Source organism: Streptomyces sp. NBC_00620, from assembly GCF_026341825.1.
Classification (GTDB): domain Bacteria; phylum Actinomycetota; class Actinomycetes; order Streptomycetales; family Streptomycetaceae; genus Streptomyces.
Map to the genome: position 1 here is coordinate 693,565 of NZ_JAPENY010000003.1, position 25,329 is coordinate 718,893.

Sequence of the window (25,329 nt, forward strand, 5' to 3'; positions counted from 1 at the left end):
TACGCAGAGGAGGGACTCATGAGTGCCCTCGCTTTGTCCGTGTTGCTCTCGTTCGTCTCCGCCGTCGCGTATGCGGGCGGAGCGATCGTGCAGGAGCAGGTCGCGGTGACCTCCCCCGACCAGACCTACGCACCGCTGCGCAGGCCCATCTGGTGGGCTGCCGTGGCGCTGAACGGCCTCGGCGGACTGCTGCACGTGGCAGCGCTCGCCTACGGCCCGCTGAGCCTGGTGCAGCCGCTGGGCGCGCTGACCATCGTGTTCGCCCTTCCCATGGCGGCCCTGTTCGTCGGCCGCAAGGCCGGGGCGACCGCCTGGCGCGGCGCGATCATGGCCACGGTGGGTCTCGCGGGCCTGCTGTCGCTGGTCGGCTCCTCCGATTCGCAGTCCCTGGGCAGCACCGAGCGCGTGGTGCTGGCCGTGGTGACCGGCGGCGCCGTGGTGGCGCTGATGCTGGCGGGACGCGCCGCGCACCGGCATCCGGCCGTGCGCAGTGTGCTGCTCGCGGTCGCGGCGGGTATCGCCTTCGGTATGTCCTCGGTGTTCACGAAGACGGTCGCGGTGGACTGGACGAACCAGGTCTCGCTTTCCGACCTGCCCAGCCTCGTCGTGATCGGCGTCTTCGCGACGGCCGGCATGCTGCTGTCGCAGGCCTCCTACAAGGGCGCCGGTCTCGCGGCACCGCTGGCCACACTGACGGTCGTGAACCCCGTCATGGCGGCAGCCGTCGGCATCACGATGTTCGGCGAAACCTTCCGCTACGGCACGACGGGCACCGCTCTCGCACTGGGCTGCGGGGTCGTCGCCGCAGGTGGCCTGATCCTGCTCACGACGGAGAAGATCGGCGGCACTCGGCGCACGGCGGCACCGGCGGGGCTCGAGGCCGGATCGGCTCCTGGCACGGCTGAGCCGGCGGTCCCGGTCCCTTTGGCGGCCGCGAGCCCCTCCGCTCTCTCGGACACCGGGTCAGCCTCCGGATCAGCCGTCGAAGAGCTGCTCGCGGGGCTTCCCGGGCAGGCCGGCGCCGGGGGCCGCGAAGACATCCTCGTACCGGGTCCACCGGGTCCGATGACGACGGTCGCGACGGCGGAGACCGCGTCTGAGGACACGGAGCCGCCGGACCAAGTGCCCTACTACAGCCCCATGTACGGCGGGCCCTACGTACCGCTGCCGTTCGTGAGCCACCACCGCACCCGAGTCAAATCCTGACCCCGCCCGCTCGCAGGTAGGCGACCGGGTCGACGTCAGTACCGAAGCCGGGCCCCGTCCGCACCTCGAAGTGCAGATGCGGGCCCGTGCTGTTGCCGGTTGACCCGGAGCGTCCGATGCGCTGGCCACCCGTCACGCTCTGCCCGGCCTTCACGGAGATCGCGGACAGGTGGGCGTACTGCGTGTACCGGCCGTCGGCGTGCCGGACGACCACCTGGTAGCCGAAGGAGCCGCCCCAGCCCGCGCTGACGACACTGCCGGCCGCGACCGACTTCACGGAGGTGCCGGTGGCCACGGGAAAGTCGACGCCCGTGTGGTAGCCCTTCGACCAGGAGGATCCGGCGGCGTGGTACGGCGTGCCGGTGGAGGCGTTCACCGGGGCGACGAGACCGGAGGCCTTGTCGGTCGTGGTGGAGGACGCCTTGTCCGTCGCGGCCTTCTGGGTCGGAGCGGGCTTCGGAGTCGTCTTGGGCTTCGGAGTCGCGGTGGGCTTCTTGGTCGTGGTCGGCGTCGAAGCGGACGCGCCCCCGGTGTCCGTCGTGGCGGCCGTGCCGCGCAGGCTCAGCCGCTGCCCGGGGAGGATCAGATCCGGGTCGGAGCCCACGGTCGTACGGTTCGCCGTGTACAGCTTCTGCCAGCCGCCCTGGACGTCCCGGGAGTCGGCGATGCCGGAGAGCGTGTCGCCGCGGACGACGGTGTACATCTCGGCGGTGCCCGCCTGGGACTGGGGTGTGGTCTGCGGCTTCACGTCCTGCACGGAGCGCTTGGTGCCCTGGGCGCTCTTGGCGCTCTGCGAAGTGGCCGGAGAAGGGCTGATGTCGGGGGTGTCGCCGCCCCGGGTCAGACCGGCACGGACGGAGCACACCGGCCAGGCGCCGGGCCCCTGGCCCTTGAGCACCTTCTCGGCGATGGCTATCTGCTGGTCCCTGGTGGCCTGATCCGCGCGCTGCGCGTAGGCCTTGCCGCCGTAGGCCTCCCAGGTGGACTGGCTGAACTGCAGCCCGCCGTAGTAGCCATTGCCGGTGTTGATGCTCCAGTTGCCGCTGGACTCGCAGGCCGCGACCTTGTTCCAGGTGCCCACGTCGGCCGCGTGGGCGACACTGGTTCCGACGAGCGGGAGCGCGATACCTGCGCCGCCGGCCGTGACAGTGAGTGAGGCGCGGTTGATCCTGTTCGGCTGATACCGGCGGTGCCGGCCGCGTACGGCCATGAAGGAGCCCCCTCAACATGCTCAGGAGCGGCAAAAGTAAGCGCTGCGAACAGGCCATGACAAGAGGGCAATCAGCCGACCCATCACCTCAAGTGACCAGGAATCCACCGCGCTTGCACGGCCAATGAGGCGACTGGGGCCTCTGCTGCGTACACAACACTGCCAAGCCGGGGTGCGCCGACGCCGGATCATGGAGTGGCGTAATACTGGCAGGCAGGACGGCATTGATGATTACAGCAGCTATGGGAGCCAACCGTATGAGCACTTCAGCCCAGATCGGCGTCACGGGTCTCGCGGTCATGGGGCGCAATCTCGCCCGCAACTTCGCGCGCAACGGCTATACCGTCGCGCTGCACAACCGCACCGTGGCAAAGACGAACGCGCTGGTGGAGGAGTTCGGTCACGAGGGCGAGTTCGTGGCGGCCGAGACCGCGAAGGAGTTCGTGGCGGCGCTGGAGCGGCCGCGGCGCCTGGTGATCATGGTGAAGGCGGGCGAGCCGACCGACGCGGTGATCCAGGAGTTCGCCCCGCTCCTGGAGCCCGGCGACATGATCGTCGACGGCGGCAACGCGCACTTCGCGGACACCCGGCGCCGGGAGCGTGAACTGCGCGAGCTGGGCCTCCACTTCGTCGGCACCGGAGTCTCCGGCGGTGAGGAGGGCGCGCTGCTCGGCCCGAGCATCATGCCGGGCGGCTCGGTCGAGTCGTACGCCTCCCTCGGTCCGATGCTCGAGAAGATCTCCGCGAAGGCGGCCGACGGGTCCCCGTGCGTGACGCATGTCGGTCCCGACGGTGCCGGGCACTTCGTGAAGATGGTGCACAACGGCATCGAGTACGCGGACATGCAGCTGATCGGCGAGGCGTACCAACTGCTGCGTGACGTGGCCGGCTACTCCCCCGCGCAGATCGCGGACATCTTCCGCACCTGGAACACGGGACGGCTCGACTCCTACCTGATCGAGATCACCGCCGAGGTCCTGTCGCACGTGGACGCGGCGACGGGCAAGCCCTTCGTCGACGTGGTGGTGGACCAGGCGGAGCAGAAGGGCACGGGCCGCTGGACCGTGCAGATCGCGCTGGACCTGGGCGTTCCGGTGTCCGGCATCGCGGAGGCGGTCTTCGCCCGCTCGATCTCGGGCCACGCGGCGCTCCGCGAGGCCTCGCGGGGTCTCGCCGGGCCCAAGGCGACGGCGCTCGGCGAGTCCGAGGCCGCGGCCTTCGCGGACCGGGTGGAGCAGGCGCTGTACGCGTCGAAGATCGTGTCGTACACGCAGGGCTTCCACGAGATCACCGCGGGCAGCGACGAGTACGACTGGAACATCGACCTCGGCTCCGTCGCCTCCATCTGGCGAGGCGGCTGCATCATCCGGGCGGCCTTCCTGGACCGTATCCGCGCCGCGTACGACACCCGGCCCGACCTGCCGAGCCTGCTGTCCGACGAGACGTTCGCGCAGGAGATCGCCGCCGCGCAGGACGACTGGCGCGAGGTGCTGGTCGCCGCGACCCGTCAGGGCGTCCCCACGCCCGGCTTCGGCGCGGCCCTCGCCTACTACGACGCCCTGCGCGCCGAGCGCCTGCCCGCAGCCCTCACACAGGGCCAGCGTGACTTCTTCGGCGCGCACACCTACCGGCGGACCGACCGGGAGGGCTCGTTCCACACGCTGTGGGGCGGGGACCGGTCCGAGGTGGCTGGCTGAGCGGGATCGCGTACGACGGTGGCCCGGTGCGGAACCCCGCACCGGGCCACCGGTCTTTCGGGCTACGGCCCGTGCTCTAGGCCAGCGGTCCAGGCTGGGGTTCCGGCTCCGGCACCGGGTCCGGGCCCGGCGGCTGCGGGATCGGGGACGGCGACGGGTAGGGCTCCGGTGACGGAGACGGGCGCGGGCCCGGCTTCGGCACCGGATCCGGGAAGGGCTGCGGGCGGTCGGGGCCCGGGCCCGGAGTGGGGCCCGGCTTCACGGGGTCGGGAAACGGGTGCGTCATGGTGTCCTCCAGCCAGTCGGTACGTCGGCCCTGGACTTTTCCCACGCGTACCCGGCCCCCGCGCACCCACTCACCCCGTCGCGCGAGGGATGGCGACCAGGTGGAGCAGAGCGAGCCGACCGGCCCGGGCATCGGGGACACCCGGAGGTCAGAAGCGTCCCGGGTGCGCCTCGAGCCAATCCATCGCCGCCGTCAGCAGCTCCGGGTCGGCCGCCGGAGCCTCCTCGGGGTGGCGTGCCGCCCACTTCACGACGTACGGGCAGAGCGGCGCGACGACAGTGCCCTCGCGCGCGGCGATGGCGTACAGCTCGCGCGCGAGGGAGCCCGCGATGCCCTGGCCCTCGTGCTCGGGTTCCACGATGGTGTGCACCGGGACGAGTGCGCGCCCGGGGGCTTCCAGGACGAAGTACTCGATGTGGCCGACCACTTCGTCCCCGGCGAACGCTTCCAGGCGGCCGCCCGCCCGGTCGTCGCGGATCTCGATGTCGCTCATGGGCACCACTTCCTCGATTGCCTCTGGTGAGGTCAGGCCACCACGGCCTGCGGGCTGCGCTCCTGGTCCGAGTCCGGCACCGGCTCGGACGGGTCGGCGCCCAGGGCCACGATCCGGTTGTCGCGGTCCACGTGCACGACCCGCGGCCGCAGTTCCCGCGCCTCGGCGTCCGAGACCTGAGCGTAACTGATGATGATCACCAGATCACCGGGGTGCACGAGATGGGCCGCCGCTCCGTTGATACCGATGACTCCCGAGCCGCGTTCACCCTCGATGACGTACGTCTCCAGGCGAGCGCCGTTGGTGACGTCGACGATGTGGACCAGCTCGCCGGGCAGCAGATCGGCCGCGTCCAGCAGGTCGGCGTCGATGGTGACGGACCCGACGTAGTGCAGGTCGGCCTGGGTCACGGTGGCTCGGTGGATCTTGGACTTGAACATGGTACGAAGCATGAAGGCACTCCCGGATCAAGGCTCCCTGCCTGCGTTATTGCAGGTCAAGGGCCGTTCCCTACCCTACAACCAGTCGCGGCGGAACAGGGCCCGTTCGCAGGCGCCGCCCGCGCACCCGGGACGTCCTCACGCGGCCCTCCTCGGACCGTGGGCGTCGGTCAGCACCTGGTGGCGCAGACGTGCACAGGTACGGGTGATCAGACGGGAGACGTACATCTGCGAGATACCGAGCTGGAGGCCGATGCGGGCCTGTGTCATCTCGCCGAAGAACCTCATGTACAGGATCTGGCGTTCGCGTTCGGGCAGTGCTCGCAGCAGGGGGCGCAGGACCTCGCGGTCGAGCACCCGGTCGAAGCCGGGCTCCATGGCGCCGAGGGTGTCGGTCAGTGGACGGTGGTTCTCGAGGGTGCCGGGCACGGTGTCCACGGACAGAGCGGTGAAGCTCTCCAGCGCGCCCTGGCCCAGTCGTACCTCGGCCTCGGTCAGGCCGGTGTACGCGGCGATCTCGGGGACGGAGGGTTCGCGGCCGCCCGGCGAAGAGCTGAGCTCATGGCCGGCGGCGCGGACCCGGCCGCGCAGTTCCTGTACCCGTCGCGGCACATGCACGCCCCAGAGGTCGTCCCGGAAGTGCCGTTTCACCTCGCCGAGGATCGTCGGTATGGCGAAGCTCGGGAAAGCCGTGCCGAGACCGGGGTCGAAGCGGGACACCGCTTTGACCAGACCCAGTTGCGCGACCTGGTTGAGGTCTTCGAAGGTCTCGCCGCGGTGATGGAAGCGCCGGGCGAGCCGTGCGGCCATCGGCATCCAGGCGCACACCACCTCCTGCCGCAGCGCGGATCTCTCCTGACCGTCCGGCAGAGCGGCGATACGGCTGAACGCTGCGGCGGTGTCCGGCGCGTCGTCGTAGTCGTGGGGGCGTGTGCTGCGTGGGCTCTGCGTGCGTACGTCCGGCATGAGCGCGTGTCTCCCCGATCGGTGGCATCACTCACCGTGGGAGCCGGCAGACCGCAGCGCACAGGGGAGCAGCGGAAGCTGCTCGCACGGGCGTGCCTCCGGTCCGAAGCACAGCGGACGGCTTCCCGGACGGCCCGCGTTCAAACAGGGAGGCCTGCCCAGCGCCGAGTGCCTGCGCTGCCCTCTTCGTACGACTGATCGGCGCCGTCCTGGGAACCCAGCGGACAGCGGCGCAGCCACCGGGATCACGTGTGGTTCGCCGTCCATCGGCAGGAGTAGACAGATGCTGGCATTCGTGGCGGCCGCGCTCTTCATCATCGCCTTCCTCATCCGCGTGACCGAGACATCGACCGAGGCGATCTTCAGCCCGACGAGTCTCATGCTCGTCGGACTCGCCTTCCTGGCCGTGCACTTGGCCGGCGTGGGGTCGGGCTGGTCCGGTCGGCGAAGCTCCACCCGCGCAAGCTCCACCCGCGGAAGTTCCACCCGGAGAACCAGAAGTCGACGCTGAGCACAGCGCCCAAGTGCCGTTCGGGGCACCGGACATCCGCGCGCCACCGTGTTTTGGCACCGTCCCCCCCCCTGAGACAGGCGGCTTGAGGACCGCCCCCGCACCGGGCGACGACTATGCTGCGGTACGGGCGTCCCAGACCCTGGCGGCTTTGTCAATGCTCGACACAGTGCACCACAGCGTCGGCTGCCGAACGGTCTTCAGAACCGAGGCGTCATGCCCCTACCGCAGCTCACCGTTCACCGCCATGACCGAAGGAACCGGGCCCCGATCACCATGGCCGGTGAGATCGACCTGGAACTGCCGGACGGCTTCCGTGCGGACTGGGCTCGGTGGCCCGGGTGAGGCCCGACAGTCGTTCGACCCGTATCCAGTCGCTGGTCGCCGAGCAGGCGGCCCTGCGCGGTGCCCGGGTCGGCGTGGTGGACGTGTGCACCGCGGCCGTGGCAGCGCTGCCGGTCGGCGGGGCCGGACTGTCGGCGATGTCCAGGACCGCGGCGAGCCATCCGCTGTGCAGCACCGACGACATCAGCGAGCAACTGGAGGAGCTGCAGCTCACGCTGGGCGAGGGGCCCTGCGTGGACGCCTTCACCCACGGCTCGGCCGTCCTGACGCCCGATCTGCTCACCGGTGAACTACAGGATCGCTGGACCGTGTTCGCCGACGCGGCCCTGGAAGCGGGCGCACGCGCCGTCTTCGCCCTCCCCCTGCAGATCGGGGCGATCAGTCCGGGAGTTCTCGACCTGTACGCCAATGTGCCGACCGTGCTGGGCGCGGAGGAACTGGCCGACGCGATGGCCTTCGCCGATCTCGCGACGTTGCTCCTGCTCGACGCGCGGATCGACGAGACGGGTACAGCGGCCGACGGAGCACTGGCGGACCGCGGCTTTGAGGACCTGGGCGGACACCGGGCGGAGATCGACCAGGCCACCGGCATGCTCACCGCCCAGCTGGACGTCGGCATCGACGAGGCCTTCGTCCGGCTCCGCGCCTACGCCTACATGCAGGGCCGCCGGCTTGTCGACGTGGCCACCGACGTCGTGGCCCGTCGGCTCCACTTCTCCCCGGACGCGAAACCCCAACAGACCGACGAGGAACCCTGATCCATGGGTGCCATCCGATGAACGTGCCGTGCCTCCCGCCCCTCCCGGCGGGACCAGTCCCAATCGAGGGTGTCACCATGAATCAGCAGCTCCTGGCCAAGACATTCGTCGAGCTGGCCGACAACCTGGTCGCCGACTTCGACCTCATCGACTTCCTGCGCCTGCTCACCGACCGCTGCGTGGGCATGCTCGGCGCAAGCGCCGCCGGTGTGTTGCTCGCCGACCGCGACGGCGAACTCCGCGTCATGGCCGCCTCCGACGAACAGGTACGCCTCCTTGAGCTCTTCCAGCTCCAGAACGACGAAGGCCCCTGCCTCGAATGCTTCCGCACCGGCACACCGGTGGTCGTCCCCGACCTGACCCGGGAGGTCGACCGCTGGCCGCGCTTCGTCACGGCGGCCCACCGCAGCGGGTTCGGGGCGGTCCAGGCCCTGCCCATGCGTCTGCGGGACGAGGTCGTCGGCGCCCTGAACCTCTTCCACGCCGCCCCGGGCCCCTTCGACCCGGCGGGCACGCTCATCGCCCAGGCCCTGGCGGACGTCGCCACCATCAGCCTGTTACAGCAACGCTCAAGCCATCGCAGCACGGTCCTCAACGAACAGCTGCAGACCGCGCTGAACAGCCGAGTGCTGATCGAACAGGCCAAGGGAAAGCTGGCCGAACGCCAGAACATCGACATGGAGCAGGCCTTCACCGCACTGCGCGGCTACGCCCGCGCCCACAACCAACGCCTGTCCGACGTGGCCCGCGCCTTCATCGACGACTCCGAAGCCTTCCCCGGCCTGGTGCGCTGACTAGGACCGGCCGACCCGGCCGGCTGCGGCGTGACCGATCAGCAGGTAGACGAGAGCAGGCAGACCGTAATTGACCACGGTTCGCCAGTTGTCCGACTCGATGGTGAACAGGTTGCGCGACCAGCCCGAGAGCCAGTTCGCCGCGTCGTGGATCCAGGAGACCGTACCGTTTGTGGTGTTGGCGTCGAACAGGTAGAAGGCGATCCACAGGATCAGGATCAGCGCGGTGATGTCCGCGATGATGAGGATGGCCCTCCCCGCGAGGCTTCCGCCGTAGCGTCTGGACATGTCCAACGAGTGACCCTCGCCGAAGAGTTGAAACCTCGCCGACCCGACAGCTCCTGGCATGCTCGGCCCGGTTTCGCCCCCGGTACTGCTCCGCGCAGTTGCCCGGCGTCAGATCCGTCGTCGCCGGGTCCGCTCTTTCAGAACCTGTGCCACGCGGGGGAGTTCCTCGTACAGCAGGCGGCCCACCAGCGCTCCGCCGAAGACGACGACGCCCACTCCGACCAGCCAGGACTGGATGACCAGGACGGTTCCGAAGGGACCATAGGTGACCGCGCTGGATGCGATCAGCGGTGAGAAGACGAGACGGGAGAAGACCCGAAGCCCGAGCAGCCCGAGCACCGTTGCCACTGCGCCGGGCAGCAGAGCGCTCCAGGCGATCCGCCTGCCGAGCAGCATCCGCTGCGACCACCAGAAGAACAGGACGGCGCTCAGCGTCGCGCCCACCGCGCCTGCCGGGGAATGGCGCCACAGCGTGGTGGTGGCGGTCAGGTAGAGGGACCCGACGAGCACGCCGAGCCACAGCACCTGTCGCCATCTTGCGTACCAGCGGGCCGGGGGCAACTCCCAGACCTTCTCGTAGCCGGTCTGCACCGCGGCACCGAAGGTCAGACCGAAGACGGCGAGGGCGGCAAGGCCGAAGGCGGTCGTGGTCTGCAGCACCTGGCCGGGCCGGGAGAACAACCGCGCGATCTCGTCCTTGGCGGCCCCCGACACACCGAGTCCGTCCCCCAGCCACTCCGCGAATCCCCGCCCCTGCGCCGGATCAGCCGCGGAGACAACGATCAGCAGGGGGACCAGCGTGAGGAATCCGAGCGCCGCGAAGCCCAGCGACCTCGGCCCCAGTTCGATCTCTCTGCTCCGCCGCCATCCGCGCTCGGCCGGCGAATCACGGATCGCTCGGCCCAGCCGTCCCGATACAGACGATCGGTCCGCGGCACCGGAAGGCTTCTTCGGCATGCAGGTCGACTATCACATGTGGCGACGTCACCCAAGCCGTTCGGGACAGCGGGCGAATCGTCACCGCCGCTCCAGCGTGTGAAGGCGCCGCAGCGCGCGACTCCACTCGCGCCGTATCGGCTCGGGGAGTTCCTGGTCCTTCGTGGTGGCGACCAGGGCCGCAGCCACGTCCCTGAGTTTCACATTGCAGTGCTGCGAAACGTCCACCAGCAGCTCCCAGGCCTTGTCGCTGGTGCACGGTGCCAAAGCCATCACCATTCCGCGCGCCTGGTCGATCACCGCACGGCTGGCCAGCGCGCGGCCCAACTGCTCATTCATGGCGCGCAGTTCGAGAACCTCGACAGCCAACGCCGCGTCCCCCGCGCAAGTCGCAGCCGTCAGCAACAGCTGTTCTTCGGAGATCGCGGTCACCTGGTTCATGGTGCGTACCTCACAAGTCTGTCCTCACGAAGGCAGTCGCCGGGTCGATAGGCGGTCAGCGGCGCGCCAGTTGCCGTTCGCCGGCTGCACCGGGCTTGTAGGGCAGGCCGTAGTGCTTGAAGATCGCTTCCTCCTGGTCGGCGGGCAACACATCGTCCGTGCCGATGGAAGGGGCCTGCTTCACCAGCGTTTTGACATAGCCGACCTTGAGATGACCCGGCCCGACGATCGCGTCCTGAAGGGGGACGAAGACTAGGCGGTGCCGGGTGGGCAGTCCGATTCGTACGGTGGCCACCGCAGGCTCGTCGGTGGTGGTGTCCACATAGACCGCCTCGAGGACACCGATCTTGTGCGACTGGGTGTCGACGACATCGAGGCCGCGCCACTCCCGGACATCAGCTGCGTGAATCATGGCCTTCCCCTTCCGGACGGCTCATCCGGCAGGCGTGAGTCACACCCCCGGTCTTCCGCGTAGAACCGCCGCAACGCACGCCGCAACGCCTGCTGCGTCGGCCACGGGAGCGGCTCACCCTCCCAGGCTGCGATCAGGGCCGCAGCCACCTCGCGCAGTGTGACGTCGCACTGCCGCGAGACGTCCGCCAACAGGCCCCTGGCCGTCCCAGAGCGGCAGGGAGCCAGCACCATCACCATGCCGAAGGCCTGATCGATGGCCGTACGGCCTGCCAGTGCCCGCCGCAGCTGATCGATCTCGGATCGCAGCGCCGCGACATCCTGACCCGCAGGGCCCCTTGCCGATGCCGGGGCCTCCACCGTCAGATCCCACCAATTCTCCGGAAGCATGGCTGTGCGATGCATCGCATCTACCTCTCCACGATTTCCGCGCGTCCGGCATGGCCTGAGCCGTCCCGGAACCTCTGGATGTCAGGCCAATTCGTCGGTCACCCGCGGCGTTCGCGGTCCCGTCGGTCCTCGCGCCTCCAACGCGCCCGGTGCTGACGGCTGTAGCGACGGTCCCAGCGGTCTTGACGCTCCCGGCGGTCCCGGTACTCCCCGTACTCGGAAGCGCCGCCACGACCCCAGCCTCCACGACGATCACGGCCATAGCGGGTAACGCCGAACACCAGCACGGCCGCGGCCACCCACCAGATGGGATTGAGGAAGCCCAAGCCGAACAGGACCACGATCAGGATGAGCAGGAGAACGAACACGGCGGGCCTCCCCGGAGCGGAACAGAGCGTCAATGCCGGGGGCCGGGGCCTGTTCACACAGCGTAGTCCTGCCCAGAGGATTACGGACAGCGCCCCGTGTAACGGTCTTGCACCTGGAGCGGATGGCCACTTGACATCTGTTCAGGGGATGCGGCAGGGGCTAGCGTGCACGGTACGGCCCGAGCCCCCGGCGCGTTGATCACCTCTCGCGCTCCTTCGGGGGCGCACCTTGCGCATCAGTGCCGGAACCTGCCCCGCACCTGTCGGGCCGCTTCCACACTCGCCGTCGCCACGCGATCCTCGCGCGGCCTCGATGCGCCCCATGCGGGCACCATCCATCTGCTGGCCCGCCGCGTCGCACGCAATTCACTACAGGCGGTAGGCATGTACGCGCTGCTCGTTCCGGCTTCGGTCCCCTTCGTCCTGCTCGCCACCGTCATGGGCCTGTCCTGGTGGGAGGACCACGTACTCCCACCGGCCGAGCCGGTCGAAGCTCCCCCCGAGGCTCCGTTCACCCCAACAGCCCCTCCCCCGCTCGCGGAACTCCCGCGCGTAGACACGACGTTGACAAGGGAAGTTGCCGGGCGTTGACTGACAGCACGGCGTAGGACTATGCCACTCCAGATTGTTCGGGGCAGCATTCCACCTTCCCGTTTCGCCCGGACCCCGCGGACCAGGAAATTCCCGCGATCTGGAGGCCCGGCGATGTTGTGGATTCGCCGTCCCCACCGCCCCTGCACACCAGACGCTCTCCCACCCGCGGGAGCAGCGGCCTGTAGGGCGATCACGCGCGGGAGCCCATGCGGCGAATGAACACCAGAGGACAGCCATGAGCGTCGGACAGACGATCAAGCACAAGACCCAGGAACTCAAGGGCCGGATCACCGAACGCATCGGCCGGACCACCCGCAACAAGCGACTTCAGCGCCAAGGCATGACCGACCGGGTCTCCGGAAACCTGAAGCAGGCCGGCGACAAGGCCAAGGACGCCTTCAGGCGCTGACCACGAACGCCCCGGGTGATGCCCGCCTCGCGCGGACACCACCCGGCAGGCCAACGCGGATTCAGCCCACAGGAAGTGACGGGCACGGCTATGAAGCAGAGCAACCCACGAACTGAGAACCAGAGAAGGCAGCCATGCTCACGATCGTGATCATCGCCGTGATCGTCATCGCGGCGGTCGCCGTCCTCGTCGTCGGACGTGGACGTATCCGGGACGGCGGTGGGCGCGGGCTGAAACACCGCTTCGGACCCGAGTACGACCGTGCCGTCGTCGACCACAACGGTGACACCAAGGCCGCCGAACGGGAACTGGGCGAGCGCGTCAAGCAGCACGGCTCCCTCACGGAACAACCACTGCCGGCCGAGGCCCGCGCGCGGTACACGGCCCAATGGGCCGACATCCAGGACCAGTTCATCGACTCGCCGCAGAAGGCCGTCACCGAGGCGGACGCGCTCCTTGCCCGCCTCGCCAAGGACCGGGGCTTCCCCGGCGAACAGTTCGAGCAGCAGTTCGCCGCCCTCTCCGTCCACCACGCAGCCCAGGTCCCCGGTTACCGCAGCATGCACACGGCCGCCCGCGGCCAGAGCGCCACCGAGGAAATGCGGGAGGCCATGGTCGAAGCCCGAAGCCTCTTCGAGGCACTTGTCGCCGAACACGCAACCGACTTCGACCTGCACAGTCCGCCGCCACCCGAGAGCCGACTTGCCTGACCGAAGCGATCCCGAGTGTGCGATGCGGCCGACTTACCCGAACGGGGGTTCCTGCCCATGCCGGTTCTGCGCACGCTGATCCTCCCGTCGTTGCCGTCGGCCGTCTCCGGTACGACGGCCAGCGTCTTCGCCGGTCTCGCCGGTCTCGCCGACAGGGGCGGCGGCCGCGCGCTGGCTGCGGCGGGTCGGCTCGTCGACGCCCTCGCGACTCCCCTCGCGCCGTACGACTACCTCGGCCTGATCGACCCGCTGCTGTCCGCCCGCCATCCCGCGGGCCGGGTGGTCACCGTACGGCCCGGGTGCACTGGGGCCGCCACGCTGGAGATCCGTCCCGGGCACGGCTGGGCGGGGCACCGGGCCGGCCAGTACCTGCCGTTGGGGGTGGAGATCGACGGCGTACGGCACTGGCGCACGTACTCGATCACCTCACCCCCCGAGACACCGGGCCCGACGCTCACCATCACGGTCAAGGAGGATCCCGGCGGCCGGGCGTAGACCCTCGTACTGGACGTACTTGGGTCTGCGCCCGGTGCGGCGAAGGGGGTCCCCCCGCCCGAGCCGGGCGAAGCCGGTTCGAGGGTGGGGGCGCGTGCATGGCGTCGCGAGGCAGACGGGAACTGTCAGACAGGCCCTAGCTCCTGGCCGGCACCGCGAAGCGCAGGATGCGGCCGCAGGTGGAGCCGTACTGCCGCCACAACGGGCCGGTGACGTACGGGATGCCGTACCTCTCGCAGAGTTCGCGCACCTTCGGGGCGATCTCGGCGTAGCGGTTGCTGGGCAGGTCCGGGAAGGCGTGGTGCTCGATCTGGTGGCCGAGGTTGCCGCTGAGGACGTGGAAGAGGGGGCCGCCCTCGATATTGGCGGAGCCCTGGATCTGGCGGAGATACCACTCGCCGCGGGTCTCGCCGTCGATGTGCTCCTCGGTGAAGGTCCGGACGCCTCCGGGGAAATGGCCGCAGAAGATGATGGTGTGGGTCCACAGGTTGCGCACCGTGTTGGCGGTGAGGTTCCCGAGCAGGCAGGGCAGCGCGGAGGGCCCCGCGAGCAGCGGAAAGATCACGTAGTCCTTGGTGAGTTGACGGGTGGCCTTGGCAAGAAGCCCGCTCACGTCGTCCAGGAAGGAGCGCCACGGTTTGCGGCCTGCGGCAACGGCATCGGGTTCAAGGTCGTACAGCGCGATGCCCCACTCGAAGAGCGGCGCGAGCAGGAGGTTGTAGAGCGGCTGGGCGAGATGGCGTGGACGCCAGGCCTGCTCGGCACTCATCCGGAAGACGGTGTACCCGAGGTCGCGGTCGAGGTCCACGACGTTGGTGTACGTGTGATGCAGATGATTGTGAGTGTGCTTCCAGGCCTCGGCGGGCGAGAGGAAGTCCCACTCCCAGGTCGTGGAGTGGATGGCCGGGTCGCCCATCCAGTCCCACTGGCCGTGCAGGATGTTGTGGCCCAGCTCCATGTTCTCCAGGATCTTGGCGAGGGAGAGCATGGCGGTGCCCGCGACCCAGGCGGGCGGGAACAGCGAGACGGCGAGCGCGAGACGGCCGCCCGCTTCCAGACCGCGCTGGGTGGCGATCACGGTACGGATGTAGTGGGCGTCGTCGGCGCCGCGGGTGGCGATGACTTCGGAGCGGATTCGGTCGAGTTCCGTGCCGAACTCCTCGGCGAGGGTGGCTTCGTCGGGCGCGAGAGCGGTGGCAGTCACAGGGGACTCCTTGGAGGGCTGGGCGTCGAGGACCGGCGGTGCGGACACCGCCGAGACGCGGGTCTGGGTCAACTGGCTGGCCAGGCCGCGGAGTTCGCTGGTTCGCAGGTCACGGGCGCGCCCGAACGCCCGTGGGGTGAGGCAGTCGATACAGATCCCGCGCCGGCAGCCGTCCTCCCGCTGGCGGGAGGACCACGTCACGGTTGGCTCGATGCCCTGACATCGACCTGGGACGTGGCACATCGCCGCCTTCGAGGCAGCGCCGACGATTTCCAGCGGTCCAATCCGCTCTCGCCGAACGGAGGATCACGAAGGTGTTGTCGAGACCTGCGTGCACCACGCGCCTCCCTGGAACGGAGCAGTTGAGCAGCTGCCGGGGGCTCGGGCCTCACGACGCAGCCTAACGCCACGCCCGTCGAGCGAACAGTGCGCCTCTGGCCGACCTCCGGCCCATCGGGGCCCGGGCCGGCTCGTCACTGCTCAATCAGCGGTGGCTTCGGAACTGCTCACGGCACCCTCGCTTGACGAAGCGGACGGCGCCGGAGCACTGGCACTGGGGCTGGCACTGGGACTGGAGCTGGGAGCAGAACCGGTGCCCGGTGCCGCGCTCGCGCCCGGCGAGGCAGGGCTTGTCGTCTGCGGCACCGCGCCACTGGACGCACCCGGGGTGGGTGTCCGGCTGTCGGCGGGTTCGGGGGTACCGGCCGTGCCACCGCCCACCGAGGTTCCCCTGCCGGGCTCATTCTTGACCACGGCGGCCACCGGCTTGCCCGCGATCAGCTCCACCGCGGTCACCGTGATCATCGCGAGGGCGAACACCAGGCCCGTCGCCAGGGCGTACTTCTTCCAGCTTATGGACCTCCGGCCGGAGCCACCCCGATAGGTGGTGACCGACTCGCCTTCGGAGGACGAAGAGGGCGAGGAGGCCGCCGTTGTCCCGCCGTGCTCACCAACCGGGCCATCGCGTCCGAAGGACGGCCTCTCGTCAGAGGCCGTGGCGTCCGCCGGTAAGCCGAACGCCGCCCGGGCGTCCGCGCGGTGTTCCGCCCGTTCCTCGCCCGGTGTCCTCGGCACTCCTACGGACGGCACCCGGCTGCGGATCCCCTCGCCGGTCCGTCGGAAAGCATGCGAGAAGACCGCTGCGCCGGTGGTCGCGCTGGTACTGATCACGGCGGCGCCGATGATCGTCCCGGTCACCCCCAGCAGGGACGCCAGCACCGCGCCCACCACAGTCGCGAGTGCGCTTGCCACCACCTGCACGAGCGTCAGGTCGAGCACCTTGCGCTTGGGCGCCCGCTCCTCTTCTTCTCTTTCTTCTCTGCGATTCTCCATCGACATCCCTTGATAGTTCTGGAGCCCAACAGCCCTGTGCTGCGCGTGATTTCTGCGTTCGGACCCACCCCGGGAAGATCGAGATGGACTTCTGGAAACGCGGAGGCCCCTGGGACTCCTTCAGCGGTGCGGGCAGTGCCACGGGACGACTGCCCCGCTGACGGTGTTTCATCTGCGATCAGTGACCGCGGCCTGTGCCCTGTCAGCCACACCTGGCACTCACCGAACCACCGTCCGGCAGACGCCGATCCACCACCCGACCGCGGGACCGGCCTCACGACTATGCTGGCTACGGACGTCCCTGACCCCGGCGGGCCATCACTGCTTGGCCCACATGCCCGCGGAGAGCGGATCATTCGTCCGGTCGCCCGGCGCATCCCCGAGGGAACCGACTGGGTCCTACGCCCCGGAACACCGGCTGCGGGATCGGTCACCCACCTGCCTGCACGACCGTACGACCGTACCGGGAGCCCGGCACGGTCTCGTGAACCGAGGCACCCTGCCCATGAGTACCCCACCCTTCCTGAGCGTCCACCGGCACTACGCGGACAACCGGGCGTTGATCACCCTGACCGGTGAGATCGACCTGAATTCGCTGCCCCTGGTGCACGCATCACTGGAGCGATGCCTGCACGATGGCATCCTCGCCATCGACGTCGATGTCACCTCCGTGACCTTCTGCGACAGCAGCGGCCTCAACGCCTTCCTCCACGCCTTGATGCACACCACCGCGGCCGGAGGGTCCCTGCAACTGCACCACCCCAGCCCGGCGTTGGAACGACTCGTCGCCCTCACCGGCTCCGGCTCCCTCTTCGTCACCCTCCCGGATGCCCTCGCCGGGAGCCGACCGCCCCCGTGGCCCTCGCCCATGCACCAGGCCGCGCCCTGGCTCCCACCGGCCATGCCTGCTTTCCCGGGCGGTGCTTGGTGACCGCCCCGCCCGGGCCGAGCCGACCGCGGAAACGCGTGGACCACCGCCCGCCCGCCAGGCGCGGGATGCCCCTGAGCCTGCGCCGGCTCAACCGCTGGCAGGCCGAGGGCATGCGGGAGGACCTGGCAGACCTGTACGCGGAGTCCTGCGCCACAGCGCCCGGTTGGCAGCACCGCGGCCGGCAGGACTTCCTGCGCCGCCTCACACGCAACACGTGGCGACCGGGATTCGCCATGCTGACCGCGCAGGCACCGGACTTGGTGGGGTGCGCGTTCGGATTCCCCGTGCCGCGCGACGGCTCCTGGTGGAACGGATTCCGCGGAACACTCCCGCAAGACGTCGGGCAACTCACTGCGTCCGGACAGGTGTTCGCCATCAGCGGGATCGTGGTCCGCCCCTCCGAGCGGCACCACGGCCTGGCCGACCGTCTGCAGGAGCAGCTGCTCGCCGACCACCGGGCCCTGCTCGGCGCGACCCTGGTGGACCGGACCCACCGCGCGGCCTGTGCCGGGTTCCGGTCGCGGGGATGGCGCGACATCGGCCTGGTCTACAGGCCACCAGGCCCAACCGTGTTGCGGGCGCTGGTCCTTCCCCTCGGAGAGCCGACGGCGGCACAGCCGGGCGGCCTCGCGCACCACGCACGATCGCGGTGAACGCTTTTCACCCGCCGACAGCCCGCTTCCCGGCGGCCCTTGGGCCAGATTCCGCGTACTCGCGTCGGCCTCTTGCGCGTTCTTCGACGCCACCTCAGACAAACGCGACCAGGGCCCAGCCGACCCCATATGCCCAAATTGCACGGTTCATTACATGGGCATATGTTTTATGTAGGGGAATTTTCTGAACGGCTCTGAGTGGGCCTAAGCGCGGGGGAAGCCCTTAGGCGGCACTACGCCGGGGATCGTGCACATCTGGACGTCTCGGCGGAGGCTTGCCATGACGAGCTTGGATGACAGCGCGGGGCGGGTGATCGCGGGACGGTATCGGCTGATACGCAGGATCGGCGCCGGTGGCATGGGAAGGGTCTGGCTCGCCTACGACCTGGACCTCGCATGCGAGGTCGCCGTCAAGGAAGTCGCCGTACCGAGGGATCTGCCTGAGCCGCAGCTGATCGCACGCGTGGCCAGAGCACGGGGTGAGGCACGCCTGGCTGCCCGGCTGCGCGACCACCCGCACGTGGCCACCGTGCACGACGTCGTCGAGGAAGACGGCCTTCCGTGGATCGTGATGGAGTACGTGCCCGGCGCGACGACCCTCGAAGACGTCGTACGCGAGCAGGGCCCCCTGCCCGCCGCGGAAGCGGCCCGCATCGGCCTTGGCGTACTGGACGCACTGACGGCCGGCCACCGGCTCGGGATCCTCCACCGCGACGTCAAACCGGCCAACATCCTGCTGGCGACTCCCGACCAGGACGCCACGTACCACGAAGACCGCGGGCGAGTGCTGTTGGCGGACTACGGCATCGCGCTCAGGCCCGACTCCGGCGAACCCCGCCTCACCGCCACATCCTCGCTCGTCGGAACCCCTGGCTTCCTGGCGCCGGAACGAGCCCGAGGCGCACCGCCGAGTCCCGCGTCCGACCTCTTCTCACTCGGCGCCACGCTCTACTTCGCCGTCGGCGGGACTGGCCCCTTCGACCGTGACTCGGAAGCCTCCACGCTGACCGCGCTGCTCTTCGAGGAGCCCTCGCCACCGGACCGGGCGGGGGCCCTCGCGCCTGTGCTGCTCGGGCTGCTCGCCAAGGATCCCGACCAGCGGATGGGCGGCGACGAGGCGGGACGTCTGCTCACGGAGCTGGCCGGCGGGCCGGCGAAGGTCGTCGCCCCGCCCAGCACCGCTCCAGCCGCTCCGACCGCACCGACCGCACCGACCGCACCGGCCGCTCCTGCCGCTCCTGCCGCATCAACCGCACCGACCGCACCTGAGCCCACCGTGGTCGTGGGCGTGGGGGACCAACCGCCCGACCACCGGGAATCGGACGCGGAGCCCACTGCGGTGGTCGAGCCGGCACGGGGTGAACCGGCCCCGGATGAAACGGCCCAGGATGAACAGACCCGGCTGAGAAGTTTCGCGGCGCCGCCCGGCGGACACGACGACACTCCGGCAGGCACGGGGCAGCCAGAACCCCAGCCGTCCCGGAAGATGCCACGCGGCCGGATCATCGCCATCCTCGCGGCGATCGTACTGATCGCCGGCGGAGGTGCCTGGGCTGGAACCTCGCTCCTCGACAGCTCTGAAGACACGTCGAGCGACAGCACTCCCAGTCAGACCGGGCCCGTGAAGACGTACGGGGAAACCGTGGAGCTGACAAGGGAGTTGCAGGTCGGGGAATGCGTCTCCGCAGTGTGGGGCCAGGAGAAATTCAACGGCGCGCCCGATTCCCTCGGGGTCGTCGCCTGCACGCCCCAGAGCGACACGGTGGACGGCCAAGTACTCGAACTGGACGCGGCTACCTCCCTTGACGACGCGAAGGAGAACGGAGAGAGCCGCTGCGAGGGGCTGCTCGGCGACACCGTGGGCGGCATGGCCGACGCTCAGTCGTACGCACTCGTGCCCAGTGAGCAAGGGTGGGCCAGCAACGTGCACAACACAGCCTGTCTGGTCTTCAACAAGACCGCCTCCCTTTACGGACCGGTTGGCACCGACCGCGATCTCGGGGCGGAGTACTGGATGTTCAACGGCTCCGTCGGCGACTGCATGGACACGAAAACAGAAGGAGATGCGGTCTCAGCATTCCTCGCCGACTGCAGCGCCGCCCACAACCAGGAGGTTGTCGGCTTCGTGAACGCGCCCGAGGGCATGACTTTCAAGGCAACCTGGGACGAGTCACTGAAGCTCTGCTCGAACAAGTACGGGTCTACCCCTGAGAAGGGTCCCGCTGAGGAGCTGCAAGCCTGGATGGAAAAGGAGGACTACTGGAACGACGGCTTCCGATACGTGATGTGCACGCTGTACCGGCCCGACGGCAAGAAGATCGAAGGCAGCGCTTAGGGGTGCACCCCCACCACCTCTCCCGCATCCTCCCGCGCATTCTTGAACTGCGTCCTGTACAGCTCCGCATACCGCCCGTCCACCGCCAACAACTCCTCATGCGTGCCGCGTTCCACGATCCGCCCCGCCTCGACGACGAGGATCACGTCGGCGGCCCGCACGGTGGACAGTCGGTGGGCGATCACCACGGCGGTCCGTCCCGCAAGGGCCTCGGTCAGCGCCTCCTGGACGGCGGCCTCGGAGGTGTTGTCGAGGTGGGCGGTGGCCTCGTCGAGGATGACGACGCGCTGGCGGGCGAGGAGCAGGCGGGCGATGGTCATGCGCTGGCGTTCGCCGCCGGAGAGCCGGTAGCCGCGTTCGCCGACCACGGTGTCGAGACCGTCGGGCAGGGAGAGTACGAGGTCTTCGAGACGGGCGCGGCGCAGGACGTCCCACAGGTCGTCCTCGGTCGCGGACGGGCGGGCCAGCAGCAGGTTCGCCCGCACCGAATCGTGGAACAGGTGACCGTCCTGCGTGACCATGCCGAGGGTGTCCCGCACTGACTCCGCGCTGAGGTCGCGGACGTCGACGCCGCCGATGCGGACGACGCCCTCGTCGGTGTCGTACAGCCGCGGCAGTAGCTGGGCGATGGTCGACTTGCCTGCGCCGGAGGAGCCGACGAGTGCGACGGTCTGGCCGGGTTCGGCGCGGAAGGAGACGCCGTGCAGGACCTCGGCGCCGCCACGGGTGTCCAGGGATGCGACCTCCTCAAGGGAGGCCAGGGAGACCTTGTCGGCGGAGGGGTAGGCGAAGCGGACGCCGTCGAACTCGACGGCTGCCGGCCCGTCCGGCACCGTGCGTGCGTCGGGCTTCTCCTCGATGAGCGGCTTGAGGTCAAGGACCTCGAAGACGCGCTCGAAGCTCACGAGGGCGCTCATGACCTCGACGCGCGCTCCCGCGAGTGAGGTGAGCGGCGCGTAGAGGCGGGTCAGCAGCAGGGCCAGCGAGACGACGGCGCCCGGTTCCAGGCTGCCGCGCAGCGCGAACCAGCCGCCGAGGCCGTACACGAGCGCGAGGGCGAGAGCGGATACGAGTGTCAGAGCCGTGATGAACGCCGATTGCGCCATCGCCGTACGCACGCCGATGTCCCGTACCCGACTGGCGCGTTCCGCGAACTCGGCGGACTCGTCCTCAGGGCGCCCGAAGAGCTTGATGAGTGTGGCGCCGGGCGCGGAGAAGCGCTCGGTCATCCTGGTGCCCATCGAGGCGTTGAGGTTCGCGGCCTCCCGCGTGAGGCGGGCCATCCGGCTGCCCATCCGGCGCGCGGGCACCACGAACACGGGCAGCAGGGCGAGCGCGAGCAGCGTGATCTGCCAGGACAGGGTCAGCATCACGGCGAGGGTGAGGAGCAGCGTGACGACGTTGCTGACGACTCCCGACAGGGTGTTGCTGAAGGCGCGTTGGGCGCCGATGACGTCGTTGTTGAGTCGACTGACGAGCGCGCCCGTACGAGTACGTGTGAAGAACGCGACCGGCATGCGCTGCACATGATCGAAGACAGCCGTACGAAGATCGAGGATGAGGCCCTCGCCGAGAGTCGACGAGAGCCAGCGGCCAAGGAGTCCCAGCGCCGCTTCGGCGAAGGCGATGAGTGCGATGAGCACGGCAAGGCGGATGACGGTTCCGTCGTCGCCGTCGGAGACGATCACGTCCACGACGCGCCCCGCGAGCACCGGCGTTGCGACGGCCAGCAGCGCGGTCGCGATGCTGAGTACGACGAACTGGCCGATGCGGCGGCGGTGCGGACGGGCGAAGGCGGCGATACGGCGCAGTGTCGCGCGGGCGAAGGGGCGGCGTTCCTGCTGCGCGTTCATGACGCTGTGCAGCTGTGTCCAGGCTGTGGTCTCCATGCTCATGGGAGTGACGGTATGACCTCAAGCAATGTTGAGGTCAACCATCGGTCGACGCCCCTTTCATCTTGCCCAGCACGTCAGCCGCCGTCTCCGCTCCCGCAACCCCCCGTTGGTGCGAAGTGGAAAACCTCTCCCAATGTGATAGCCGTACGACTCCCCCAGGCGCTCCCCCGCCGCCTCGCCTTCCGGTCGGCCCTCCGATCGGCCGTCCGGCCGGTCCTCTGCCTGCTCCCGCTCGCCCTGGTGATCGTGGTCGCCGTGCGGCACTGGTCCGTGCTCGCGGAGGGTTTCCATCATCTGGCGACGGCCCAGTGGCCCTGGCTGGTGGCCGCGGCCGCCGCGACCTGCGGGACCTGGGTCGCGGCCGCCTTCACACGCCAGGGCGCGGTGATGGAGCGGCTGCCCGTACGCCGACTGCTGGCCACGCAGTTCGCGGCGGGCGCCGCCAATCACCTGTTCCCGACAGGTCTGGGCGCGAGCGCGGTCAATCTCCGGTTCATGACGGTGTGCGGCGTCCCGCTCGCCCGCTCGTCGGCCGCGCTCGCGCTGTACCTGCTCGCGGAGTCGATCGCCCGCCTGACCCTCCTGACGGGCCTGCTGATCGCCTTCCCCGGCGCGCTGCGGATCGGAAGTCTCCTTCCGGACGGGGCGGTCGGGCCCTTGCTGCTCGGCATCGGCGCGGTGCTGGCCGTCGCGGCGCTGGCCCTCCTCCTGGTACGGCGGCTGCGTACGGCCGTCTTCTCCTTCCTGCGCACGGCCCTCGGCGAGGCCCGTTCCGTGCACACCCGCCCGATGCGCGCGCTCGCCCTGTGGGGCGGTTCGCTCGCCTTCCCCACACTGCAGGCGGCCGGCCTGGTCGCGGTGGGAATGGCGTTGGGCCTGCCGGTGCCACCCGCGTACATGGTGGTCGCCTACCTCGCGGCGACGGTCGCGGTCGCGCTGGTACCGACACCGGGCGGCATCGGCTCGGTGGAAGCCGCGCTGATCATCGCGCTGGTCGCGGCGGGCGGCCCGGTGGCCGTGGCGACGGCGGTGGTACTGGCGTACCGGATCATCACGGTGTGGCTGCCGTTGCTGCCCGGGGCGCTGACGCTGGGGGCGCTGGTCCGTCTGAAGGTGATCTGAGCACGCGCATGTGCGCACCCGGGGATAGCCTCGGCATAAAGCAGCCCGGGTGAAGGGGTCAGCGATGCCGGTCCGGATCGAGCGTCAGGGTTACGTCACCACGGTCGTCCTCTCCCGTCCCGGGGCCCGCAACGCCGTGGACGGGCCCACGGCCGTCGAACTCGCCGATGCCTTCCGGGAGTTCGAGGCCGATGCGTCGGCCAGGGTGGCGGTGCTGTGGGGCGAGGGCGGCACGTTCTGTGCGGGTGCGGACCTCAAGGCGATCGGTACCGAGCACGGCAACCGGGTGGCCGAGGACGGCGACGGGCCGATGGGGCCCACCCGGCTGCGGCTGTCCAAGCCGGTGATCGCGGCGGTCGCCGGGCATGCGGTGGCCGGGGGTCTGGAGCTGGCGCTCTGGTGCGATCTGCGGGTCGCCGAGGAGGACGCCGTCTTCGGGGTGTTCTGCCGCCGCTGGGGCGTACCGCTCATCGACGGCGGCACGGTGCGGCTCCCCCGGCTCATCGGCGCCAGCCGCGCGATGGACATGATCCTCACCGGCCGTCCGGTGCCCGCCCCCGAGGCGTACGAGATGGGCCTCGCCAACCGCCTCGTGCCGACCGGCCGCGCCCGCGCCGCGGCCGAGGAACTGGCCGCCGACATCGCCGACTTCCCACAGGCCTGCCTTCGTAGCGACCGCGCCTCCGTCCTCGACCAGGAAGGCCTGGTCGAGACCGCCGCGATGCGCGGCGAACTCCGGCACGGGATGGGCGTGCTGACCGAGAGCCTGGAGGGCGCCGCGCGGTTCGCGTCGGGGGACGGGCGGCACGGCTCGTTTCGTCCGTCCCGCACAACTGCTGGTGACGGACATGCCCGCTGATGCGGCAGGATGAGCGGTCGTCCCGGATGACGAACACCAGTCCGGGCATGATCGCGCATTCCCGGATTCGAGCAGGTGGCAAGTGACGACACATCACATCCGGCCCGCGGGCCTTCCCTTCGGACGCACGGGAGGCGGGCGATGAACCGCACTCTCACCCTGGACGACTGGATGATCGCCGGCATCGCCGTGGTCGCGGGCCTCATCGCGGCGTTCCTGTCGCGCATGTTGCTGCGCTGGCTCGGCAAGCACGCGCTGCGCACCAACTGGAGCGGCGACGACCTCATCGTCGCCGCGCTGCGAACTCTCGTACCCGCGGCGGCCGTTGCCGGGGGAATCGCGTCGGCGGCCGCGGTACTTCCGCTGAACGCCTCGGTCGGGCACAACGTCAACCGGACCCTGACCGTGCTCCTCATCCTGGTCTCGACGATCGCCGCGGCCCGGTTCATCGCCGGCCTGGTCCGGTCGCTGGCCCAGTCCCGGTCGGGTGTCGCCGGTTCGGCCACCATCTTCGTCAACATCACCCGGGTCGTGGTGCTGGCGATGGGCTTCCTCGTCATGCTGCAGACGCTGGGCATCTCCATAGCCCCGCTGCTCACAGCCCTGGGCGTGGGCGGTCTTGCGGTCGCGCTGGCCCTCCAGGACACCCTCGCCAACCTCTTCGCGGGTGTGCACATCCTCGCCTCGAAGACGATCCAGCCCGGCGACTACATCCGCCTCAGCAGCGGTGAGGAGGGCTACGTCGTCGACATCAACTGGCGCAACACCACGGTCCGTCAGCTCTCCAACAACCTGGTCATCATCCCCAACGCCCAGCTCGCGGGCACCAACATGACCAACTTCAACCGGCCCGAGCAGCAGATGACGCTCCTCGTCCAGGTGGGCGTCGGCTACGACAGCGACCTCGACCACGTCGAGCGCGTGACCAGCGAGGTCATCGCCGAGGTGATGACGGAGATCGCCGGCGCCGTCCCCGACCACGAACCCGCCATCCGCTTCCACACCTTCGGCGACTCCCGCATCAGCTTCACCGTGATCCTCGGCGTGGGCGAGTTCAGCGACCAGTACCGGATCAAGCACGAGTTCATCAAGCGCCTGCACAAGCGCTACCGGGACGAGGGCATCCGGATTCCGTCGCCCGCGCGGACGGTGGCCCTGCAGCCGGGTGGAGCGGAGGTCCTCCAGTCGGGCATCCCGCAGCAGCGGGACTCCACGACACGGGTGTAGAGCCGGGCGCAGCGAGCCCGCCC

28 protein-coding genes are annotated in these 25,329 nt (G+C 69.6%); 15 read left to right on the forward strand and 13 right to left on the reverse strand.

Going from position 1 to position 25,329, the window contains the following annotated elements:
- Positions 1-18: 18 nt before the first annotated feature.
- Positions 19-1,206 carry a DMT family transporter gene (locus OG246_RS34415; RefSeq protein ID WP_266472451.1) on the forward strand — a complete coding sequence of 396 codons (1,188 nt, stop codon included), beginning with the start codon at positions 19-21 and terminating at the stop codon, positions 1,204-1,206.
- Here the strand turns inward: OG246_RS34415 and OG246_RS34420 are convergent.
- Positions 1,196-2,416, reverse strand: coding sequence for a transglycosylase family protein (locus tag OG246_RS34420; protein WP_266472454.1), 1,221 nt, complete (start codon positions 2,414-2,416; stop codon positions 1,196-1,198). The genes OG246_RS34415 and OG246_RS34420 overlap by 11 nt on opposite strands.
- 257 nt (positions 2,417-2,673) lie before the next feature.
- On the opposite strand from OG246_RS34420, the gene gndA reads away from it, so the two are divergent.
- Positions 2,674-4,113, forward strand: coding sequence for an NADP-dependent phosphogluconate dehydrogenase (gene gndA, locus OG246_RS34425; protein WP_266472457.1), 1,440 nt, complete (start codon positions 2,674-2,676; stop codon positions 4,111-4,113).
- A 434-nt stretch (positions 4,114-4,547) separates the two neighbouring features.
- Here gndA and OG246_RS34435 read toward each other — a convergent pair whose 3' ends face one another.
- From OG246_RS34435 to OG246_RS34445, 3 genes are all read right to left on the reverse strand, one after another.
- Positions 4,548-4,892, reverse strand: a complete 345-nt coding sequence (locus OG246_RS34435) for a GNAT family N-acetyltransferase (protein ID WP_266472462.1) — start codon at positions 4,890-4,892, stop codon at positions 4,548-4,550.
- Positions 4,893-4,924: 32 nt separating this feature from the next.
- Positions 4,925-5,344, reverse strand: a complete 420-nt coding sequence (gene panD / locus OG246_RS34440; RefSeq protein ID WP_266472464.1) for an aspartate 1-decarboxylase — start codon at positions 5,342-5,344, stop codon at positions 4,925-4,927.
- 126 nt (positions 5,345-5,470) lie between these two features.
- A complete protein-coding gene (locus OG246_RS34445) occupies positions 5,471-6,298 on the reverse strand; it encodes a SigB/SigF/SigG family RNA polymerase sigma factor (protein ID WP_266472466.1) in 828 nt (275 codons plus the stop codon).
- Between the two features lie 283 nt (positions 6,299-6,581).
- On the opposite strand from OG246_RS34445, the gene OG246_RS34450 reads away from it, so the two are divergent.
- The 4 genes from OG246_RS34450 (at position 6,582) to OG246_RS34465 (ending at position 8,706) form a co-directional block, all read left to right on the forward strand.
- Positions 6,582-6,809, forward strand: a complete 228-nt coding sequence (locus OG246_RS34450) for a hypothetical protein (protein WP_266472468.1) — start codon at positions 6,582-6,584, stop codon at positions 6,807-6,809.
- Positions 6,810-7,025: 216 nt separating this feature from the next.
- A complete protein-coding gene (locus OG246_RS34455; protein WP_266472471.1) occupies positions 7,026-7,154 on the forward strand; it encodes a hypothetical protein in 129 nt (42 codons plus the stop codon).
- Positions 7,151-7,912: an ANTAR domain-containing protein gene (locus OG246_RS34460; protein WP_266472474.1), complete on the forward strand. Its 762-nt coding sequence runs from the start codon at positions 7,151-7,153 to the stop codon at positions 7,910-7,912. The genes OG246_RS34455 and OG246_RS34460 overlap by 4 nt, the downstream gene beginning before the upstream one ends.
- 77 nt (positions 7,913-7,989) lie before the next feature.
- Positions 7,990-8,706 (forward strand): GAF and ANTAR domain-containing protein, encoded by a 717-nt coding sequence (locus OG246_RS34465; RefSeq protein ID WP_266472477.1) that lies wholly within the window; start codon positions 7,990-7,992, stop codon positions 8,704-8,706.
- Here OG246_RS34465 and OG246_RS34470 read toward each other — a convergent pair whose 3' ends face one another.
- The 6 genes from OG246_RS34470 to OG246_RS34495 form a co-directional block, all read right to left on the reverse strand.
- Positions 8,707-8,994, reverse strand: a complete 288-nt coding sequence (locus OG246_RS34470; protein ID WP_266472480.1) for a hypothetical protein — start codon at positions 8,992-8,994, stop codon at positions 8,707-8,709. It abuts the gene before it with no gap.
- A 108-nt stretch (positions 8,995-9,102) separates the two neighbouring features.
- Complete coding sequence (locus OG246_RS34475; RefSeq protein WP_266472482.1) at positions 9,103-9,951, reverse strand: ribonuclease BN; 849 nt, start codon at positions 9,949-9,951, stop codon at positions 9,103-9,105.
- 60 nt (positions 9,952-10,011) lie between these two features.
- Positions 10,012-10,371 carry an ANTAR domain-containing protein gene (locus OG246_RS34480; RefSeq protein ID WP_266472485.1) on the reverse strand — a complete coding sequence of 120 codons (360 nt, stop codon included), beginning with the start codon at positions 10,369-10,371 and terminating at the stop codon, positions 10,012-10,014.
- 55 nt (positions 10,372-10,426) lie between these two features.
- Complete coding sequence (locus OG246_RS34485; RefSeq protein ID WP_266472487.1) at positions 10,427-10,783, reverse strand: PRC-barrel domain-containing protein; 357 nt, start codon at positions 10,781-10,783, stop codon at positions 10,427-10,429.
- The gene (locus tag OG246_RS34490) at positions 10,780-11,187 is read right to left on the reverse strand and encodes an ANTAR domain-containing protein (RefSeq protein ID WP_323178358.1); all 408 of its coding nucleotides are present in this window, start codon (positions 11,185-11,187) and stop codon (positions 10,780-10,782) included. The genes OG246_RS34485 and OG246_RS34490 overlap by 4 nt, the downstream gene beginning before the upstream one ends.
- Positions 11,188-11,270: 83 nt before the next feature.
- Entirely contained in the window at positions 11,271-11,540 is a 270-nt protein-coding gene (locus tag OG246_RS34495) for a hypothetical protein (protein WP_266472489.1), read from the reverse strand.
- A gap of 829 nt (positions 11,541-12,369) precedes the next feature.
- Between OG246_RS34495 and OG246_RS34500 the strand changes: the two genes are divergently transcribed.
- From OG246_RS34500 to OG246_RS34510, 3 genes are all read left to right on the forward strand, one after another.
- On the forward strand, positions 12,370-12,543 hold the full coding sequence (locus tag OG246_RS34500) for a CsbD family protein (RefSeq protein ID WP_266472492.1): 174 nt from the start codon (positions 12,370-12,372) through the stop codon (positions 12,541-12,543).
- A 134-nt stretch (positions 12,544-12,677) separates the two neighbouring features.
- Complete coding sequence (locus tag OG246_RS34505; RefSeq protein ID WP_266472494.1) at positions 12,678-13,253, forward strand: hypothetical protein; 576 nt, start codon at positions 12,678-12,680, stop codon at positions 13,251-13,253.
- A 57-nt stretch (positions 13,254-13,310) separates the two neighbouring features.
- A complete protein-coding gene (locus OG246_RS34510) occupies positions 13,311-13,748 on the forward strand; it encodes a hypothetical protein (protein ID WP_266472497.1) in 438 nt (145 codons plus the stop codon).
- Between the two features lie 136 nt (positions 13,749-13,884).
- On the opposite strand, the gene OG246_RS34515 is transcribed toward OG246_RS34510, so the two are convergent.
- Together OG246_RS34515 and OG246_RS34520 are read right to left on the reverse strand one after the other, a co-directional pair.
- Positions 13,885-14,952: an acyl-CoA desaturase gene (locus tag OG246_RS34515; RefSeq protein ID WP_266474931.1), complete on the reverse strand. Its 1,068-nt coding sequence runs from the start codon at positions 14,950-14,952 to the stop codon at positions 13,885-13,887.
- A 480-nt stretch (positions 14,953-15,432) separates the two neighbouring features.
- Entirely contained in the window at positions 15,433-16,284 is an 852-nt protein-coding gene (locus OG246_RS34520; RefSeq protein WP_266472500.1) for a hypothetical protein, read from the reverse strand.
- Between the two features lie 505 nt (positions 16,285-16,789).
- Between OG246_RS34520 and OG246_RS34525 the strand changes: the two genes are divergently transcribed.
- From OG246_RS34525 to OG246_RS34535, 3 genes are all read left to right on the forward strand, one after another.
- Complete coding sequence (locus tag OG246_RS34525; protein ID WP_266472502.1) at positions 16,790-17,215, forward strand: STAS domain-containing protein; 426 nt, start codon at positions 16,790-16,792, stop codon at positions 17,213-17,215.
- Positions 17,216-17,280: 65 nt separating this feature from the next.
- Positions 17,281-17,868, forward strand: coding sequence for a GNAT family N-acetyltransferase (locus OG246_RS34530; protein ID WP_266472504.1), 588 nt, complete (start codon positions 17,281-17,283; stop codon positions 17,866-17,868).
- A gap of 280 nt (positions 17,869-18,148) precedes the next feature.
- A complete protein-coding gene (locus OG246_RS34535; RefSeq protein WP_266472507.1) occupies positions 18,149-20,203 on the forward strand; it encodes a serine/threonine-protein kinase in 2,055 nt (684 codons plus the stop codon).
- On the opposite strand, the gene OG246_RS34540 is transcribed toward OG246_RS34535, so the two are convergent.
- Complete coding sequence (locus OG246_RS34540) at positions 20,200-22,092, reverse strand: ABC transporter ATP-binding protein (RefSeq protein WP_266474934.1); 1,893 nt, start codon at positions 22,090-22,092, stop codon at positions 20,200-20,202. The two genes, OG246_RS34535 and OG246_RS34540, sit on opposite strands and share 4 nt — an antisense overlap.
- Positions 22,093-22,233: 141 nt before the next feature.
- On the opposite strand from OG246_RS34540, the gene OG246_RS34545 reads away from it, so the two are divergent.
- The 3 genes from OG246_RS34545 to OG246_RS34555 all read left to right on the forward strand — a co-directional run bounded on the left by OG246_RS34545 (position 22,234) and on the right by OG246_RS34555 (position 25,306).
- Positions 22,234-23,220, forward strand: a complete 987-nt coding sequence (locus OG246_RS34545) for a lysylphosphatidylglycerol synthase transmembrane domain-containing protein (protein ID WP_266472510.1) — start codon at positions 22,234-22,236, stop codon at positions 23,218-23,220.
- 64 nt (positions 23,221-23,284) lie between these two features.
- The gene (locus OG246_RS34550; RefSeq protein ID WP_266472513.1) at positions 23,285-24,079 is read left to right on the forward strand and encodes a crotonase/enoyl-CoA hydratase family protein; all 795 of its coding nucleotides are present in this window, start codon (positions 23,285-23,287) and stop codon (positions 24,077-24,079) included.
- A gap of 141 nt (positions 24,080-24,220) precedes the next feature.
- Positions 24,221-25,306 (forward strand): mechanosensitive ion channel family protein, encoded by a 1,086-nt coding sequence (locus OG246_RS34555; protein ID WP_266472516.1) that lies wholly within the window; start codon positions 24,221-24,223, stop codon positions 25,304-25,306.
- The last annotated feature ends 23 nt before the right edge of the window (positions 25,307-25,329 follow it).

Bases quoted from the DNA above. Each gene is read 5' to 3' on its own strand.
- panD (WP_266472464.1), bottom strand. From the start codon at position 5,344: ATGCTTCGTACCATGTTCAAGTCCAAGATCCACCGAGCCACCGTGACC.
- OG246_RS34435 (WP_266472462.1), bottom strand. From the start codon at position 4,892: ATGAGCGACATCGAGATCCGCGACGACCGGGCGGGCGGCCGCCTGGAA.
- OG246_RS34535 (WP_266472507.1), top strand. From the start codon at position 18,149: ATGACGAGCTTGGATGACAGCGCGGGGCGGGTGATCGCGGGACGGTAT.
- OG246_RS34470 (WP_266472480.1), bottom strand. From the start codon at position 8,994: ATGTCCAGACGCTACGGCGGAAGCCTCGCGGGGAGGGCCATCCTCATC.
- gndA (WP_266472457.1), top strand. From the start codon at position 2,674: ATGAGCACTTCAGCCCAGATCGGCGTCACGGGTCTCGCGGTCATGGGG.
- OG246_RS34500 (WP_266472492.1), top strand. From the start codon at position 12,370: ATGAGCGTCGGACAGACGATCAAGCACAAGACCCAGGAACTCAAGGGC.
- OG246_RS34415 (WP_266472451.1), top strand. From the start codon at position 19: ATGAGTGCCCTCGCTTTGTCCGTGTTGCTCTCGTTCGTCTCCGCCGTC.
- OG246_RS34445 (WP_266472466.1), bottom strand. From the start codon at position 6,298: ATGCCGGACGTACGCACGCAGAGCCCACGCAGCACACGCCCCCACGAC.
- OG246_RS34555 (WP_266472516.1), top strand. From the start codon at position 24,221: ATGAACCGCACTCTCACCCTGGACGACTGGATGATCGCCGGCATCGCC.
- OG246_RS34475 (WP_266472482.1), bottom strand. From the start codon at position 9,951: ATGCCGAAGAAGCCTTCCGGTGCCGCGGACCGATCGTCTGTATCGGGA.
- OG246_RS34490 (WP_323178358.1), bottom strand. From the start codon at position 11,187: ATGCATCGCACAGCCATGCTTCCGGAGAATTGGTGGGATCTGACGGTG.
- OG246_RS34530 (WP_266472504.1), top strand. From the start codon at position 17,281: ATGCCCCTGAGCCTGCGCCGGCTCAACCGCTGGCAGGCCGAGGGCATG.
- OG246_RS34525 (WP_266472502.1), top strand. From the start codon at position 16,790: ATGAGTACCCCACCCTTCCTGAGCGTCCACCGGCACTACGCGGACAAC.
- OG246_RS34520 (WP_266472500.1), bottom strand. From the start codon at position 16,284: ATGGAGAATCGCAGAGAAGAAAGAGAAGAAGAGGAGCGGGCGCCCAAG.
- OG246_RS34420 (WP_266472454.1), bottom strand. From the start codon at position 2,416: ATGGCCGTACGCGGCCGGCACCGCCGGTATCAGCCGAACAGGATCAAC.
- OG246_RS34485 (WP_266472487.1), bottom strand. From the start codon at position 10,783: ATGATTCACGCAGCTGATGTCCGGGAGTGGCGCGGCCTCGATGTCGTC.
- OG246_RS34505 (WP_266472494.1), top strand. From the start codon at position 12,678: ATGCTCACGATCGTGATCATCGCCGTGATCGTCATCGCGGCGGTCGCC.
- OG246_RS34480 (WP_266472485.1), bottom strand. From the start codon at position 10,371: ATGAACCAGGTGACCGCGATCTCCGAAGAACAGCTGTTGCTGACGGCT.
- OG246_RS34510 (WP_266472497.1), top strand. From the start codon at position 13,311: ATGCCGGTTCTGCGCACGCTGATCCTCCCGTCGTTGCCGTCGGCCGTC.
- OG246_RS34550 (WP_266472513.1), top strand. From the start codon at position 23,285: ATGCCGGTCCGGATCGAGCGTCAGGGTTACGTCACCACGGTCGTCCTC.
- OG246_RS34540 (WP_266474934.1), bottom strand. From the start codon at position 22,092: ATGGAGACCACAGCCTGGACACAGCTGCACAGCGTCATGAACGCGCAG.
- OG246_RS34450 (WP_266472468.1), top strand. From the start codon at position 6,582: ATGCTGGCATTCGTGGCGGCCGCGCTCTTCATCATCGCCTTCCTCATC.
- OG246_RS34465 (WP_266472477.1), top strand. From the start codon at position 7,990: ATGAATCAGCAGCTCCTGGCCAAGACATTCGTCGAGCTGGCCGACAAC.
- OG246_RS34455 (WP_266472471.1), top strand. From the start codon at position 7,026: ATGCCCCTACCGCAGCTCACCGTTCACCGCCATGACCGAAGGAACCGG.